Here is a 15,580-nt window from a genome sequence, read left to right on the forward strand (position 1 = left end):
GCTGGTCCCCTCAGATTATATCAGGACGTCTCAAGCTTACTAATGAAGTTCCCTATGTGTGCCATGAATCAATCTATCAGTTCGTTTACAGTTCGCCTCCTGCACTCATAGCGTGCTTGGCTAGAAAGCACAAAAAGCGCAGAAAAAAGTATCCATCACGTCGATATAGCAAAAAATGCTCAATGAAAACAAGCATCCTGGAACGGCCCACATTTATAAATGAGCGCTCTCAATTAGGCCACTGGGAGAGCGAATCCGTAGTATCTAAGCACAAGAAATCGGCACTGAATGTCATCATAGAAAGAGCAACACGGCTAGTGCATATAACCAAGCTAAGCTCAAAGAGTGCATTAGTAACAAGCAATGCAATAATAAAACGGCTAAGTTCACACCCCACCGGATTTGTTCAATCGATTACTTATGACAATGGGTCTGAAAATGCCCAGCACATAAAGATAAACGGGACATTGCAGTGTGATTCTTACTTTTGCCAGCCCTACCATAGTTGGGAAAAAGGAGCTGTTGAGCAGATAAATAGCCTAATTCGAAGGTATCTGCCAAAAGGTACTGATTTCTCAACTGTAACCAACAAACAGATTCAAGAAATAGAGCATAATTTAAACTCAAGGCCCAGGAGGTGCCTTGATTACAAAACTCCATTTGAAATCTATAATGAAAAAGTTGGTGCACTTCCAAGTTGAACCTGCCAAGTAAGAGCGACAAGTTTTGGAATGGGTGTCTGCCATATACCATATATCCCCCTTGGGATGGATGTCTGTCATATATCATGTCATATATCATATAGTCACAGATTTCCGTCATATAGCCACGCTGATGACTGTATTGGTGATTGGCTGATTCTCACCTCCATAGCGATAGTATCTAAAGTCATAGTACGACCACCATCGAAGCATCGTTTAGGTTGGTTAGGTATGCTCCCCGGCAAAGAAAGCAGCCTGTTCAATTTTTTATTTCAGTTGATCACTACAAGCAATGGGCCCGGACATAAAGGAGCAATAACTGTGGAGCTATACCACTACCTTAATACAACATTCTATACGATGCAGGAACTACTTGATGTGGTCGGCACTTCTGAGCAAAAGCTGAAAGCGTTTCAGGAAAGTCAATTGATGCCTCGGGCTTCCTATACGCTCAAGGTAAACTTAGCGTGCGACTCCTTCTTTGGCCATTTTGAAGAAAATCAAACCCTGAGTTACTACGCAAAGGGCTATGCATCGTGGCTGAATATCGTTTTGAATGAGCAGGATCAGACGAAGATATATGCGCAGTTCTCTGCTCGTTACCGCGAAACGCTTAAGCGGCTCAATTGCCTTGGTTATGTCTTCACTCACCCCAAATTAACGACTTCTTTGTCGAGCCATATTGCAGATGAATGGCAGCACTTTTTAAATGGCACCTATGGTTTATGTACTAAAACAGGTTTACCTGAGGACATTGCCGCCAAGGAGTTTGCCATTATTAAAATCAACGAACTGTGCGAACTAAAAACGCTAAACCAGGCAGATCGTGAAGTGCTTACCTTTGCCGTTAACTTGTTAGATGGTGTGAGTGCTCCGTTTGCCCCTCACGAGCGAGCGCACAGCTCAAGACAGCGATTAGTTGATGAGCTCAGGGCCATGCACGGGCTGGCCGATCATACTGTCTCATTTAACATCTTGCCTGAAGTGAACTCACAAAACGGCACCACCCTGATAATTCCCTGACAATTGGCCATTACACTGAGGGCTGAATAAAGCGTCAAATTGCTTTTTTATTTAATTACAAGCGCTTTCAGTGACGACTTACCAGTACTGCTGCGTGTGAAAACACGCAGTGCTTTAAAGTCACTGTTTTGTCAGGCTAATACTGACGCAGCATCGAAAGTGACTTATCAATCATAACTATCGAGGATTTACTATGCATTATTCCTTAGGTTTCAGCCTTTTTAGCCTGTGTATATTGGCGGGGTGTGGCGATTCGCCCAAGTCAATACTTCCTCCTGAGAGCAAAAGTGATGACCATCATCAATATTTGCTGAACGTAACCACGTCAGGAGACTTTGACACAGTGGGTTTGCAATGGATGGGACACAATGAAACGTTGAGTGCTGAACAAGATTATCAGTTTACGCAGGCAGGAAAACAGTTTAAAGCGCCAGATATCAAGGTATCGTCTATTGCGATACAGTGTGATTCCGAAATAAAGGAAAGTGAAAAACATACTTATGAGTTAACGGTAAACTGTGTAACCAGTCAGGTGAAGGTGCATGCTGATATTGGCCCTGCATATGGACTAGATATTCGTTATGGTGACATGGTGCTGCCATTTAATTCAGAAGCGATTGTATTTGATTATCAGCCAGGTGTCGCGCCAAGCATTGAACATTTACAGGGACCACAGACGTGTACACTGGCTGAGAAAAAGCCGGGGTTAGAGTATCAGCTGGTGTGCGAAGGTTTGACTGTCGGTTTACTTGGTAAAAAACTGGCGATATCACGAGATAATCAAGAGTCGCAAATTGTCTGGGAGAATACAAATAAGCGCTTGATAAGGCAGGGCTATGAATGGTTCGATGAGGGGGTATGGTTTACCAGCTGGGACGACAACGTGCACACGGTTCACAAATTAGCCTTTGAAAATGGTCAGCCCACCGAGGTTGTTGACTTTGGCTTTGATGCATACACGGTAAAAGCGCACACAGGCAAACTCTATGCGTTGTCTTCTCCTGTCGGCGGTGATGATAACCAGATTGCGCAGTTCGTGAACGGTCAGTGGGAAACGGTTGGCATGTATGATGATATGAAGATCTCAGGTGGTTTCTCACAGAATAATGATAACCTGTATTTTAACCTCAATAAGGACGAAGGGGGTCATGCATTGGGTCAAATCAAAGGCAGCGAGTATGTTTATCCTAAAGTGATTTCTGAGCAAATAGATGTACCCAGCTTATTGCCCGCTTTTAACTACGATGGGCGCAACTTTTTTGCAGGCTATAGCCAGCAGGGTAACTTGTTGGTGAATTATCTGGACACTGTGCTGCCTTACCGTCATGAAGCGGTATTTGAGTACGAAAATGTGGGTGATGTAACACTTTGGGAAGATAGCCAGCAAAATCAGTACTTGTTCTACTTGCAGAACAATCAGGTAAAGCAGTTCAATGTTAAAATCAACGACGTTGAGGGAACGGTGGCTTTTGATTTAGACGAACTAAACACTGAACCTGTTAACTGGCTGGGAGGCGACCTGACCACGTTATTGGTCGGCTCGGCAAATGAGGGAGATGAATTTGGTCGCTTACGTTATATCAAAAGTGGTGATGTGGCAGTAAACCACGCAGGATTAAAAGCGAGGCTGGCAACCGATAAGGACATTTATGTGGTGCTGCCAAACTGGCGGAATCAGGATTTTTACTTCCCACAAAATCACAGTAAGGTCTCAACCCAGGCTGCAGCGCACGGTGGCTATTTACTGGGTTATGTTGGTGACACCAGTGGCACGAATGCAACAGGAGAGTTATGGCTTCTATCGGCCCACGATGCACACAAAGTGTTTTCAGGCGTGCTTTGGCATGGCTACCTTGGCAATGAATATTATATCGATGCGGTGTCGGAGCTCCATGTTGTTGTGCAAGGCGCAGGGGGTGAGATGATGGCAATATCAATCGACAGCCAATAAGCATTATGCCTGATAAATCTGTTTATCAGGCAAACTAACTATGATTACCTTCCAAAACAGTAAATGTTAACGTAAAGCAGGCACCCTCGTTGGGCTTGCTTTTTATGTTTATATTGCCATCCATTTGACGGATGAGACGGGCACAAATATCCAGTCCCAGGCCCTGACCTTTTGTGTCTTGCTGGCCAGAATCACGATAATAACGATTAAAAATATCTTCTATCCTATTGGGGTCAACCCCAGACCCTTTGTCGATAACATGGATACAAAGCTGGCTCTCTTTTGGTGCGACAATAAGCCGGATTTCGCCGCCCTGAGCTGCGTATTTTATCGCATTTTCAATCAGGTTTAACAGCACCTGGTTCAGTCTCTGGGCATCCAGCATTACCTTTCTATTGTCGGTGCATTCGCAAAAGAGGGTCATTCCGTTTCGCTCAACCAATGGCCGATATGCTTCACACAAGTCCTTGACAAGGTTTGCCGGTTGTTGGGGTTGCATATCCAAAGTGGTCACAAAGGCAGTACCACTGCTGAGCGCATGTAAGTCTTCAATCAGATTATCTATTGAGACGGTCTGGCCTATCAGCCTATTAAATTGAACGGGTTCGGCGGGCAGCATACCGTCCTGGATGGCCTCGATTCTCGCTCTTAAATTGGTCAGAGGTGCCCTGAGCTCGTGGGCCAGATCAGCCGTGAGTTGATCGCGTTGTGCGGTGGTTTTTGCAAGCTCAGCCGCCATTTGGTTAAAGCGCGTGATAAGGGTGGCGAATTCATCATTGCCTGCATGGTCTAGCTCTGCGTGATAATCGCCCGATTCAACTTGCTTGAAGGCACGACCTAAAGATTTTATGGGTTTTAAAAAGTACCACGCGCTGAGCCATGACACGATCACAGCCAGTAAAGAAAGTATTGCGAGCCAATAGGCAAAGTCCTTGTGCAACAAAGCACGCATATCGATATCCTGACTATGCTGTGTCAGAATGTCTTTGGAAAACCACAGTACTTGCGCGCGCTGGTGGCCGACTTGTACCAGGGCAGGTTCCATAAATGCCTGCATGACGAGCGTCTTATTCTCATCTGTCACAGTAAACTGATGACTGGGAGATGAAATGAGTACCTCTAGTTCAAAGCCATGATGCCGAAATGTATTTTGTGCGATTTTACTGTTGATGAGCAAGATAAAGTAATGATTTGGGTAAGTTTGTTCTAACAATGTAATCAGTTCAGTTTGTGAGTCGAGGGGCTCCATGGCATTGATAGACTGAAACATCTCAAGCTCCTGGGTGAATGCACGCGAAAGCGTAATGAGTGCGCTGCTATCAAACTTAATAATTGCCTTGTTAGCACTGAAGCTGGAAAGCAGGTAGTAGCTGCCTAGCAGGGCGACAGTGCACACCGCCACGACCAGGGGTAGTTTAGTTTGTAGTTTCATCGAGCCGGGTCGCAATAAACTGATAGCCCTGACCATAAATAGTCCGGATCCAGGTGGGGTTTTGTCGATCGTCATTGAGCTTTTTGCGCAGGTTCGCAATATGTGTGTCTATTGCCCTGTCAGTAATGTCGGATGCATTTGGCCATGTCTGAGTGATCAGCCTGTCACGCGAGAAAACTGTATTGGCGTTGCTTGCCATTGTGTATAACAGCGCAAACTCAAGGCTTGTGAAACGGATAGGGGCGTCGTTGAGTGTTACAGTATGGTGGTCAGGATCTATTTGTAACCCGTCAAAATAAAGCGTGTGATTGTCTTTGGCTGGACCTAGCCTGTTCAACAGAGCCTTTACTCTGTAGGTCAGTTCTCTCGGGCTAAATGGCTTGCAGACGTAGTCATCTGCCCCTAATCTGAACCCTTCTATGCGCTCTGATTCGGATTTTTTGGCCGACAACAAAATACTTGGCACACCTTGCGCAACTGCATTTTGTAGTAGCACCAGACCACTGCCATCAGGCAGCACAATATCCAGAATGGCCAAGTCAAAATTCTCTTCGTATAAAGCTTTTTGCGCACTTTTATGAGTGGTTAAGTGAGATACACAATAACCTGCGTGCACTAGATAGGCGCTGACTATATCAGCGGTCTCTTGCTCATCTTCAACATAAATAATACGAGTATTGGATTTCATTGACCCGGAAACTTCCCTCTGTAAGAGGCCTGCCACCCATAGTGACGAACACCTGAATTTTCAACATCCATTCTAAACCAGCCAAAAAGAATACCATATGAATTTTTGTTGTTTCAAGGGGGGAAGGTAGTGGCGCAATAAAGTGATTATTGTTGTGATTCAATAAAACCGGGCACTATTTTAGGTGGTATTATTACCACTCAATGAGAGGTGTCTATGACCAGAAAGCGTCGTACTTTTACACAAGGAATACGTAGACACCCAGCAGAGAATACGTAGACACCCAGTGTTATGCGCTCCTTCTATGGGGTTTTAGTAAGTGAATGCGAGTGTTCTGTTGCGTAAAGTGGGGCAAAAACACAGACACCCAGCCTTACCTGTTTTGGTAAGGGAGACAGGTTCAACTCGATTAGCAACGCACATACAAAACTGCACCTTTAAGAGCAATTAAAGCTTACCTTCAAAGGCGCAGGTGATTGGGCTTAAAACCTAAGCGTTAATGATAATCAGTGATGATTATTTAGTAACACAACCGTGCCAGGTGCCATCTGTCCAGCAAATAACTGGGTTTGTTGGTCTGCATTGTGGATAGATAGAGATTTCTGCACCACCTGCAACTAGCGGCGTTGCTTGGTTTGCAAGTTGATTGCTTTTGTTCAGTGTTTTTAGGTTTTTCTTTTTTAGTTGTACTTTCATTTTATATTTCCTTATTCCGGATACATTATTGGTAATCTACAAATAGAGCCTTGATCGTAGCGCACACGATTAACATGTGCTCAACAAAAGATCAGCGCTTGGTTTACCCTACTCAATTTGTGCGATAATTTAAAGCTGTATTTTTTGGCAATCGGTAGCACTCGGTGTAAGTGCTGTGGTAACAGTATTATTAGCCAAGCTGTTTCACTTTTGTCCAGTTACTTGTTCAAAGGGCATTGCATTAACAGACTTGAAATCCGAATGGACACACGTAACACAGCATCAGAGCGAGTTGCTATCAAGTGCGGCTTTGAAAAAGAAGGTGTTTCTCGTAGTGCTAACTACGTAAATGGTCAGCATGTTGATATGAATATATATTCTTTGCTACGAAGTGAGTGGCAAAGTCTGGCTTAAAAAGTAAAGGCAGAGAAAACACATAAAGTGTCCATCACATTGACTTTAAATATGAATATCTGAGGGCCCCACACGGCGGCGTTATTTGCCTATGAAACTTAAACGTGTAATTTACGAATTGTATGAAGTTGACTTCGGTTCGCTTAAAGGGGAATCGGAGTCAGATTCACACGAAATAGATCGTGAAATATATTTGGAATTTGAATCTGGTGAAAAGGTTTATTTCTCTTGGTGCTACGAGCCTGTTCAATATTGTATTGGTTTTCAATCTATCAGGTTTAACGCTCACGAACCTGATCATATTGTTGAAGCGACTGACTGGAATGTTTGGCGTGATTTAATTGGCCAAGAATTGAGCTTTGTGTTTACTGATGTGTCGCACCAAATTTTAGAGCTAAAAGGCCAAACTTCATCTGTTTACTTATCTAGTCAGGAACAAGGCTCGTGGGTGGCTGATGTATTACATGTATCAAAAGGTTTGCCAGGAATCGGCAGCTAGAAAGTCACTCAAAAAGGCGCAAAACGCTTGGCTTGTGCTCTTTTTTCATTAGTTTGAGCCAAGCATTTATACGCCCATTTATATGTCGTAAGGTACACAATGAAACTATCAAAATTGCTGATACTGCCAATCTTCGTTTTGTTTTTTACGTCTTGTAAAAGGAGAAATACGTCGACACCCAGTGTTATCTGTTCTAATTAGTCATTACTGAAAATTACCTAATTTGCTGGTCTATTTGAATGGGGCTGTTATGTGGAGGGCTACTACATGGACATCCAGCGTTATCTGTACTCGTTAGGGACCTATCGGTAAGTAAATGCATAAGTAAATGCAGACACCCAATCAACGGTTGTCCTATAATTGGGGTCTGAGTTTGGAAATGGGTACCTCCTGAGCGCTAGTGATGATCGAGTTAGTTTTAGCTTCAACCTTAGTATCATTTGTTAATACCGAAATGTATGAGGTAGATTCGTGCATTGGTGAAAAATTCGCGTTAATTGAAGTTGTAAACCCTAAATGGCCGATACATTCCGAAAGATTCTTAGGTTTTGGTAATGTTGACTTTAGAGTAACAGTGAATAGCGAAGGTAAGGTTGTTGAACACCAAATTACTCATTCTCAGCCAAGGAGAATTTTTGATAGGCAATCACTTCGCGCGTTAAAAAAGTGGAAGTTTAATTCGTCAAAGTATGAAGAGCGCTGCTTCGACATAACTTTTAAATTCGACTCTGACAAATTTGAGTAGGTGGGTTGTAACAAGTTGCTCAGGTTCGTTTGTATACTTACTGGGACAATTAATCGTTGCCTTGGCGCTTCGCGTGAGTTTAGCCAACTATTGATTGCCCCAAGTAAAGCGTTAACTGTCATATGAATATACCGTTAGGCACTGCTAATTCAAAGTTGTACGAAAAGAACGGGCTTACTCACTACAAAATCAGCCCCATCTTTGGCATGCAAATTAACTTTTACCTTGATGCACCTGTAAATAAGCTTAGAATAGAAGACAACAACATCTTCTATGACTCAGGGTTCTACAAACTCAAACTTGAGTTCATAGAACAAGAACATGCAATATATAAACTTCGCATCAAACCTATCTACTTCTGGGTTTTGCCTTTTGGCATTACATTTTGCGAAATATCAAAACCAAACAAAGAAGCTCTGTTTGCAGCCATAGCAAACAGTTAATAAGTCTCTCAAAATGCCCAAAAAGCTTGGCTAGCCAAGCATGCATTCGTCCATCGAACTGGGCGTTATTCGTCAGAGGTAAAAATGCACATAAGGAAATACGCAGAGGGCGATTTTCAGTCCATTGAAGAAATATACAATCTGTCTAAATTAGATGAGCTAGCACGGGAAAGCGCAACGTTTACTTTATTGCCTTTGTCAGAAGATAAAGTCCGCAATGAACTGTTGTTTGAATCTCAAATATTTGTTTATGAACTTGAGTCTGTAGTTGCCTTTTGCGCTATCTTCGGGTCAGAAATCAGAGCGTTATTTGTGCACCCTGATCATCGAGGGCAAGGCATTGGCAAAGACTTACTTGAGCATTTAGTTGCTCTGTCTTCGCGAAAAGTGAGTTTGTATGTTGCCGCTTCAAACTCTTCTGCAATCGAAATGTATAGCAAGTTTGGCTTTGTGATCACTGAAACATTCGAAACCACCTACAATTCTATGGCTGTAACGGCAAATAAAATGCAAAGAACTGGCACCTAACAAAGGACTATCACGCATCTATACAATCAATGAACAGGGCACTCATGTTATCGTGACTTTGGTCGCCCAGTAAGCAAGCTTTTCTGTGACTTTGGCGGGCTCTATGGGTTTTGTGATGTAGTCATCCATTCCGGCATCCAGGCACTTTTGCTTGTCGCCCTGCATGGCGTTTGCGGTCATGGCAATGATGGGGATATCGGCCTGAAGGCTGCCGGCTTGTGAGGTGCGAATACGTCGGGTGGCTTCATAGCCATCCATTTTGGGCATTTGGCAATCCATCAGCACAAGGGTGTATGGCTGTGCTTCGTCAGCATCGCGCAGTTTCTCCAGCGCTTCCAGGCCATTTTCCGCAATGTCAGTTGTAACACCCAGGTGCTCTAAAATCCTCACAGCAACCAGCTGATTCACTTTGTTGTCCTCAACCAGCAGTACACGGGTGTGTTTTGCCCACGCATAGGCAGTATGGTCATCTTTGTCACCGAGGCTGTCAGTGCTTTGTTCTTCTGCGTTGTAGTCGGTTTGTGCTCTGACCGTAGACAGTGCTTTTAGCAAATCCTGTTGTGTGGCTGGTTTTGTGAAATAGCCATCGAGGGGGACAGAGCTAGATTCTATTGCGTCGAACTGCTCATCCAGTAAGGTCATCATGATTAACTTAATATGACTAACCTTAGGGTTTTGTTTGATTTGCTGAGTCATGGCCTCGTAGTTCAATGTGGGTAGTGCTCTGTTGAAGAATACAATATCAACAGATTGGTCGCTCAGCACTTGCAGTGCCTGTTCTGCGTTGGAGGCTTCACTGACTTTAATTTGCCACAGCTCAAGTTGTTTTTTGATGACTGCGTTGCTCGAGGTTTGCGGGTCAACTATCAGCGCGTGTAAATTGTCGGGCTCAAATGAGGGGGGATCTTGCTCCGGAAGTGCACCTTTAGTAACCATGCAGGTAAACTCGAAGCAACTTCCTTCACCTACCTTACTTGTTACATACACATCGCCTCCCAGCAGCTGACAGAGCCGTTTAGTGATGCTCAGCCCCAAGCCCGTCCCACCATATTTTCTGGTGGTTGATGCGTCAACCTGAGTGAAGGAGTCAAACAGGCTTGAGAGCATCTCCTCGGGAATACCTATCCCGGTATCCTGAATTCGGCAGGTCAGCACTGCCTGATGGTTATCTTTGGGGCAGGCCAGTGATGCACTGAGAATAATCTCACCTTGCTCGGTAAATTTAATTGCATTACTTAAAATATTAGCCGCGATTTGGCGGATCCTGCCTGGGTCTGAATTAACCATGGCTGTTTCAATACCCGTTAAATCGAGCACCAAATCGACTCCCTTTGATTGTGCCGCAAGGGCCATGGATTCGGCAAGTTGCTCAAACAGCTGCCGGATATCGAAATCGATGAAATCCAGCTCCAGTTTGTCGGCTTCTATTTTTGAAAAGTCCAGGATGTCGTTGATCAGACTGAGCAGAGAGTGAGCGCTGTTACTGGCAATGCCCACCGAATGTTCTTGCTCCGGTGTCAGTTCGCTGTGTTTAAGCAGCTCCAGCATACCCAGCACACCGTTCATCGGTGTTCTTATTTCATGGCTCATATTGGCCAGAAACTCAGATTTTAGCCGGGTTGCCTGTTCTGCTTTTTTTAGTGCGGATTCAAGCTCTTTGGCCTGTGATTGTAAGGAAGCGGTTTTCTCCGAAACTTGCTCTTCCAGCTGCAATACAAACTGTTTTTGCCGCTCTAATTCTGCTTTTTGCATGCGAGTACGCAGGTAAATCACGGTAAAAATAACCAGGGCACACGCCAGGCCATATAAGGTATAGGCCCACCAGGTTTTCCAGGGGAGCGGGGCAACATGCAGGTTAACCGATAAAATTTGCTCGCTCCATTCGCCGCGACTGTTGGTTGCCTTGACCTGGAATGTATAAGAACCGCCATCCAGGTTGGTAAATGTGGCCGTATTGCGGTTGCCGATTTCAATCCAGTTGTCGTCGTAACCTTCGAGTTTATAGGCATACTGGTTTTTATTGGGGGATACAAAATCGAGCACGGCAAATTCCAGGGAGAAGATGTAATCTTCGTAGGACAGGTCAATATCTGTAACGTAGGAGTAGGGCTTATCAAGATTGACGGGCTGGCCCATTTTATTAAAGCCAGTCAAAATGAGTATCGGGTCTTTAAGGGTGGACTGCAAAGGCCGTGTACTAAAATACTCGATGCCGCGCTGGCTGCTGGTAAACAGCAAGTCTCGCTTTGCTTTAACCAGGCTGTCGGGGTAGTAATTTAGCCCAAGTAAGCCATTGTGGCTGTCAAAGTTACTGACTTTGCCACTTGATGGCGAAAACTGAGTGACCCCCCGGTTTGTGGTTAACCACAAATTGCCACGTTGATCGTCCGAGATGGCACGGATCAGATCGCTGGGCAGGCCGTTTTGGGTGCTAAAGTGTACGAAGTTGTTGGTTTTAGCCTGATAGAGATTAAGACCCTGCTGGGTCGCAATCCAGAGCTTGCCGTCCTGCGACTGATAGATGTCCTGCACTATGCTGCCAAGCAGGCTATCTTCGCGATAGGGGTTATTCACAAAGGGCTGAAAAATTTGCTCTTTCTCCAGCCACAAATTGACACCATTGCCAGTACCAACCCACATGTTATGGGTGTTGTCTTTGTATATCGTTAAAACTTCAGGGTGAGACAAGCCGTAAGAGGCGTCGAGGTGCCGGAATGTGTTTGAATCGGGGCTGTAAATATAGACCCCGTTTTTATAGGTGCCTACCCACAGGTCGCCTTGCTTATCAACGGCCAGCGCTCTGATCTCTCTGAACTGCCGATGGTTTGGGTCGTCTTGTGGGTAGCGGATCAGCTCAACAGCACGCGTATCCAGGTTAAACTTTGCCAGGCCTTCATCCTGCGCTATCCATAAAGTTGTCTCTCCGTCTAGGTGGAGCACCGGCCGCTCCAGCAATCGGTTCTCGCTAAACCCATTGGAGGCGTTAAACAGTGGCGCCGATAGCGGGTGCAGAGTTTGTGATGCCACATCCCACCTCAGCAAGTGCGAGGTCGAATTCACTATGAGTATGTCGCCGTTTCTATCTGCGGTAATACCGTTGGGCGCTCTGAGCATTGAGCTGTTGATGGATTTAAACTTACGATGCGGCACCAACTTAAATATGCCGTGCACTTCGTTGGTGATCCATAAGGTTCTGGCATTGTCCTCAAAAATAATCCGCATGCCGCTGTTGTGTTCAAGGTCCAGCTGAACTAATTCCGCATTTGACGGGTGTTTTCTGAATACTCCTTTACTGGTAACAAACCAGATATAGCCGTCTTTGTCTTCAATCATGGAGTTAACTTGCCCCAAATGGGCACCGCTGCTTGGGGCAATTTTGCTAAACACACCAGTGTCCGGGTCAAAGAGAAAGGGGCCTTGTTGAGTCCCAACATAGAGTTTGTTGTGCGACGTCTTTAAAATGTGTCTGATCTCATTGGTGCCGGTTGGGGTGGTATTGGTTGGATCGGGGAAAAAGTATTCGACATTTTTTGATTTCTTATCATAGCGGTTCAGACCATAACTGGTTGCAACCCAAAGGTGGTCCATGCCATCGTTCCCGATATCCCATATTCGATTGTGAGATAGACCTATGGCCGGCTCTGAAGTTTTTTTGATGTGCTCAAAGCGGTTTTCTCCAAGATAGCGGTTGAGGCCGCTATCATAAGAGCCTAACCAGATTGAACCGTCCAGATCATGATATAAAGATTGGATCCGGTTGGCAGAGATAGAGTCGATGCGTTTAGGGTCGTGAAGAAAGTTCTCGAATTGCCCCGTTTTGGGGTTATAGCGATTCGCACCGCCGCCCCAGGTGCCGATCCAAATGTCGCCATTTCGGTCTAACATCAGGTTGCCGGCATCATTATGCGACAACCCCGTGTTACTCTGGCCATCGAATTCAAACAGGGTCACCTGACGGCCATCGTAGCGCATTACGCCATTTTCGGCGGTGCCAAACCACAGCAGGCCTTGTTTGTCCTGGATGATAGAGTAAATCTCGGAGGAGACAAAGCCGTCCTCTGCGGTCAGTTTCTTTACTGAGTACTGATTGGCGAGTGTGGGAATATCGCCAAAACACAGCGCAGGCAGCAAAGCCATCATGGCGACAACCAGACGGATGAAAAAAAACCGTTTACCCACATGCATGATTGGCAACCATGGAAAATGCTTAAAAATGCAACTCGTTTTCTTAGGCTAGTTGAATTTGCGCTTAATTTCTATGCATTTGATTGTTTGTACGGTAAAAAGATTATTGCGCCATCTCGCCTACGTTATCCGCAGCGATCGCGATTTGGGCCCTGATCAGGCCCTGTCTTGTTTTAAAATAGCTTTGCTTTTTACTGCCTGCAGATTTGGACAGAGGGCGACACGTCGCCCATATTTAAGCCATTTCGCTGAGGGATTGTTCCATCACCTCACGCATTTTAAATTTTTGCAGTTTACCGGTGACTGTCATCGGGTAAGACTCAACGATACGTATGTGTTTGGGGACCTTAAAGTAAGAGAGTTTATCTTTAAGATAATCCCGCACTGCTTCTTCAGCTATGTAATGCCCGGGTTTTAGTTGTAGCCAGGCACAGACCTCTTCGCCATATTTTTCATCGGCTATGCCGAATACTGCGGCGTCCTGTATATCCGGGTGATGATATAAAACTTCCTCAATCTCTCTGGGGTAGATGTTCTCGCCGCCGCGGATGATCATGTCTTTGATGCGACCTACAATGGTTACATAACCCTCGTCGTCCATTACACCGAGATCGCCAGAGTGAAGCCAGCCTTCGGTATCTATGGTTGCCAGGGTTTTGGCATCGTCCTGCCAGTAACCTTGCATCACACCATAGCCTCGGGCGCACACTTCACCGGGTATGCCCCTCGGGGCCAGTTCACCACTTTCGTCCATGATCTTGACCTCGGTATGGGCGATGGCCCGGCCAACCGTCGTCACCCGTTTAATCAGTGGGGCAGAAACCTCGGTAATATGGTTAATGGGGCTGCATTCAGTCTGGCCATAGCCAATTAAGATGTCCGTCATATGCATTTTGGTCTGAACATCTCGCATGACCTTTTCCGGGCAGGTGGCACCGGCCATAACCCCGGTCCTGAGTGAACTTAGGTCAAACTGATTAAACTGCTTATGCTCCAATTGCGCGATAAACATGGTGGGCACGCCATGTAGCGCGGTGCATTGCTCGGCCTCGACGGTTTGTAATGTTAACAGTGGATCAAATGCGTCGTTGGGGAACACCGCACAGGCCCCCTGACTGAGGCACACCAGGTTGCCCAGCACCATGCCAAAACAGTGATACAGAGGCACCGGAATACAGAGTTTATCCTGCTCGGTCAGTTGCATGGCTTGAGCAACCAGGTAAGCATTGTTGAGAATATTGCGATGGGTTAACGTTGCACCTTTTGGGTTGCCAGTAGTCCCCGAGGTAAACTGGATATTAATGGCGTCTTCTGGGCTTAATTGGGTGGCAATGGTTTTTAGCGTGTCATAGTCTTTCATGCTCGCCAGTGCCAGTAATTGACTGAACTCACACAGGCCTGCGGGAGTTGGCTCATCGGGATTAGGAATAACAACAACATGCGTAAGATTTGGCAAGCGCGGTGCCTCCAGCTCCCCAAATGCACAGCTTTGCAGTGCGGGAGCCAGCTCTTTGAGCATATCAACATAGTGGCTGTGCTTAAACTGGGTGGCCATAATGATCATCTTGCAGCCTGCATTATTGAGCGCAAATTCCAGCTCGGCAGGACGGTAAGCCGGATTGAGGCACACCATAATGGCACCGATCCGCGCGGTGGCAAATTGCACCAGCGACCATTCAAGGTTATTGGGTGACCAGAGTCCAACTCTATCGCCTGGCTGGATCCCACAATGCAGCAGGGCGGCGGCTAGTTCATCGATGCGCGCCAGATAGTCGCGGTAGTTTAATCTTTGTTGCTGATGGCGAACCACAATGGCGTCGCGTTCGCCATATTGCTCAACAATATGCTGCAGGTAATCACCAATGGTGTAGTCAAGCAAGGGCGGGTTAGACACGCCACGATGATAGCTAAGCGCCGGGTTATTTACTGATGTTGTCATTATCTATTCCTTGTTGTCAGTGTGCTCGCTACCAGGCATACCCGCTAAATCCACCAGTGTGCCTGAAAAAGTAATAAGCTATAACGTTAAGAAATAATAAAGTGGTGCCTAATGCAAGCCAGAGCCGATGAAATGACATGAAATTAGACTAAAGGCTAATCGCATGTAGTGTGTTGCTAAAAAAGCGCTGTTGCATCTTAACTAGAGGTTGCCGCCCGCTTTGAAGTCGGTAACGACGACATGTTGTCTCGTTATGGCCTGGCGGGCCAGGATGACCAGTAGTGGGTTCGTAAAGCGGGTATTGAGGGTTACTGGTTCAAATTGTCCCAAAGCGAC

Annotated in this window: 13 protein-coding genes; 8 read left to right on the plus strand and 5 right to left on the minus strand. The window is 45.7% G+C overall.

The window, feature by feature from the left end; all coding sequences use genetic code 11:
• The 3 genes from L1285_RS13085 to L1285_RS13095 all read left to right on the plus strand — a co-directional run.
• On the plus strand, positions 1–701 hold a 701-nt coding region (locus tag L1285_RS13085), incomplete at its 5' end, for an IS30 family transposase (protein ID WP_235412694.1).
• 321 nt (positions 702–1,022) lie between these two features.
• Positions 1,023–1,724 carry a DUF6058 family natural product biosynthesis protein gene (locus L1285_RS13090; protein ID WP_235412695.1) on the plus strand — a complete coding sequence of 234 codons (702 nt, stop codon included), beginning with the start codon at positions 1,023–1,025 and terminating at the stop codon, positions 1,722–1,724.
• A 193-nt stretch (positions 1,725–1,917) separates the two neighbouring features.
• Entirely contained in the window at positions 1,918–3,675 is a 1,758-nt protein-coding gene (locus tag L1285_RS13095) for a hypothetical protein (RefSeq protein WP_235412696.1), read from the plus strand.
• A 34-nt stretch (positions 3,676–3,709) separates the two neighbouring features.
• Here the strand turns inward: L1285_RS13095 and L1285_RS13100 are convergent, their stop codons facing one another.
• From L1285_RS13100 to L1285_RS13110, 3 genes are all read right to left on the minus strand, one after another.
• Positions 3,710–5,107: a sensor histidine kinase gene (locus tag L1285_RS13100; RefSeq protein ID WP_235412697.1), complete on the minus strand. Its 1,398-nt coding sequence runs from the start codon at positions 5,105–5,107 to the stop codon at positions 3,710–3,712.
• Positions 5,091–5,795, minus strand: coding sequence for a response regulator transcription factor (locus L1285_RS13105; RefSeq protein ID WP_235412698.1), 705 nt, complete (start codon positions 5,793–5,795; stop codon positions 5,091–5,093). Before L1285_RS13105 ends, L1285_RS13100 begins: the two co-directional genes overlap by 17 nt.
• 516 nt (positions 5,796–6,311) lie before the next feature.
• Complete coding sequence (locus L1285_RS13110) at positions 6,312–6,491, minus strand: hypothetical protein (RefSeq protein ID WP_235412699.1); 180 nt, start codon at positions 6,489–6,491, stop codon at positions 6,312–6,314.
• 144 nt (positions 6,492–6,635) lie between these two features.
• Here L1285_RS13110 and L1285_RS13115 point away from each other — a divergent pair, with 144 nt between their 5' ends.
• The 5 genes from L1285_RS13115 (at position 6,636) to L1285_RS13135 (ending at position 9,120) form a co-directional block, all read left to right on the plus strand.
• Positions 6,636–6,905, plus strand: a complete 270-nt coding sequence (locus tag L1285_RS13115) for a GNAT family N-acetyltransferase (protein ID WP_268836067.1) — start codon at positions 6,636–6,638, stop codon at positions 6,903–6,905.
• Between the two features lie 91 nt (positions 6,906–6,996).
• Positions 6,997–7,404 carry a hypothetical protein gene (locus L1285_RS13120; RefSeq protein ID WP_235412700.1) on the plus strand — a complete coding sequence of 136 codons (408 nt, stop codon included), beginning with the start codon at positions 6,997–6,999 and terminating at the stop codon, positions 7,402–7,404.
• 454 nt (positions 7,405–7,858) lie between these two features.
• Positions 7,859–8,149 carry a TonB family protein gene (locus L1285_RS13125; RefSeq protein WP_235412890.1) on the plus strand — a complete coding sequence of 97 codons (291 nt, stop codon included), beginning with the start codon at positions 7,859–7,861 and terminating at the stop codon, positions 8,147–8,149.
• A 122-nt stretch (positions 8,150–8,271) separates the two neighbouring features.
• Positions 8,272–8,592 (plus strand): hypothetical protein, encoded by a 321-nt coding sequence (locus tag L1285_RS13130; protein WP_235412701.1) that lies wholly within the window; start codon positions 8,272–8,274, stop codon positions 8,590–8,592.
• Between the two features lie 84 nt (positions 8,593–8,676).
• Positions 8,677–9,120: a GNAT family N-acetyltransferase gene (locus tag L1285_RS13135; protein WP_235412702.1), complete on the plus strand. Its 444-nt coding sequence runs from the start codon at positions 8,677–8,679 to the stop codon at positions 9,118–9,120.
• A gap of 42 nt (positions 9,121–9,162) precedes the next feature.
• Here the strand turns inward: L1285_RS13135 and L1285_RS13140 are convergent, their stop codons facing one another.
• Together L1285_RS13140 and L1285_RS13145 are read right to left on the minus strand one after the other, a co-directional pair.
• Positions 9,163–13,305 (minus strand): hybrid sensor histidine kinase/response regulator, encoded by a 4,143-nt coding sequence (locus L1285_RS13140; protein WP_235412703.1) that lies wholly within the window; start codon positions 13,303–13,305, stop codon positions 9,163–9,165.
• Between the two features lie 235 nt (positions 13,306–13,540).
• The gene (locus L1285_RS13145) at positions 13,541–15,244 is read right to left on the minus strand and encodes an AMP-binding protein (protein WP_235412704.1); all 1,704 of its coding nucleotides are present in this window, start codon (positions 15,242–15,244) and stop codon (positions 13,541–13,543) included.
• Positions 15,245–15,580: the final 336 nt, after the last annotated feature.

The organism is Pseudoalteromonas sp. DL2-H2.2, from assembly GCF_021532535.1.
Classification (GTDB): Bacteria; Pseudomonadota; Gammaproteobacteria; order Enterobacterales; family Alteromonadaceae; genus Pseudoalteromonas; species Pseudoalteromonas rubra_A.

Coding starts and splice junctions, on each gene's coding strand:
- L1285_RS13095 (WP_235412696.1), top strand. CDS start 1,918: ATGCATTATTCCTTAGGTTTCAGCCTTTTTAGCCTGTGTATATTGGCG.
- L1285_RS13100 (WP_235412697.1), bottom strand. CDS start 5,107: ATGAAACTACAAACTAAACTACCCCTGGTCGTGGCGGTGTGCACTGTC.
- L1285_RS13105 (WP_235412698.1), bottom strand. CDS start 5,795: ATGAAATCCAATACTCGTATTATTTATGTTGAAGATGAGCAAGAGACC.
- L1285_RS13110 (WP_235412699.1), bottom strand. CDS start 6,491: ATGAAAGTACAACTAAAAAAGAAAAACCTAAAAACACTGAACAAAAGC.
- L1285_RS13120 (WP_235412700.1), top strand. CDS start 6,997: ATGAAACTTAAACGTGTAATTTACGAATTGTATGAAGTTGACTTCGGT.
- L1285_RS13125 (WP_235412890.1), top strand. CDS start 7,859: ATGTATGAGGTAGATTCGTGCATTGGTGAAAAATTCGCGTTAATTGAA.
- L1285_RS13130 (WP_235412701.1), top strand. CDS start 8,272: ATGAATATACCGTTAGGCACTGCTAATTCAAAGTTGTACGAAAAGAAC.
- L1285_RS13135 (WP_235412702.1), top strand. CDS start 8,677: ATGCACATAAGGAAATACGCAGAGGGCGATTTTCAGTCCATTGAAGAA.
- L1285_RS13140 (WP_235412703.1), bottom strand. CDS start 13,305: ATGCATGTGGGTAAACGGTTTTTTTTCATCCGTCTGGTTGTCGCCATG.
- L1285_RS13145 (WP_235412704.1), bottom strand. CDS start 15,244: ATGACAACATCAGTAAATAACCCGGCGCTTAGCTATCATCGTGGCGTG.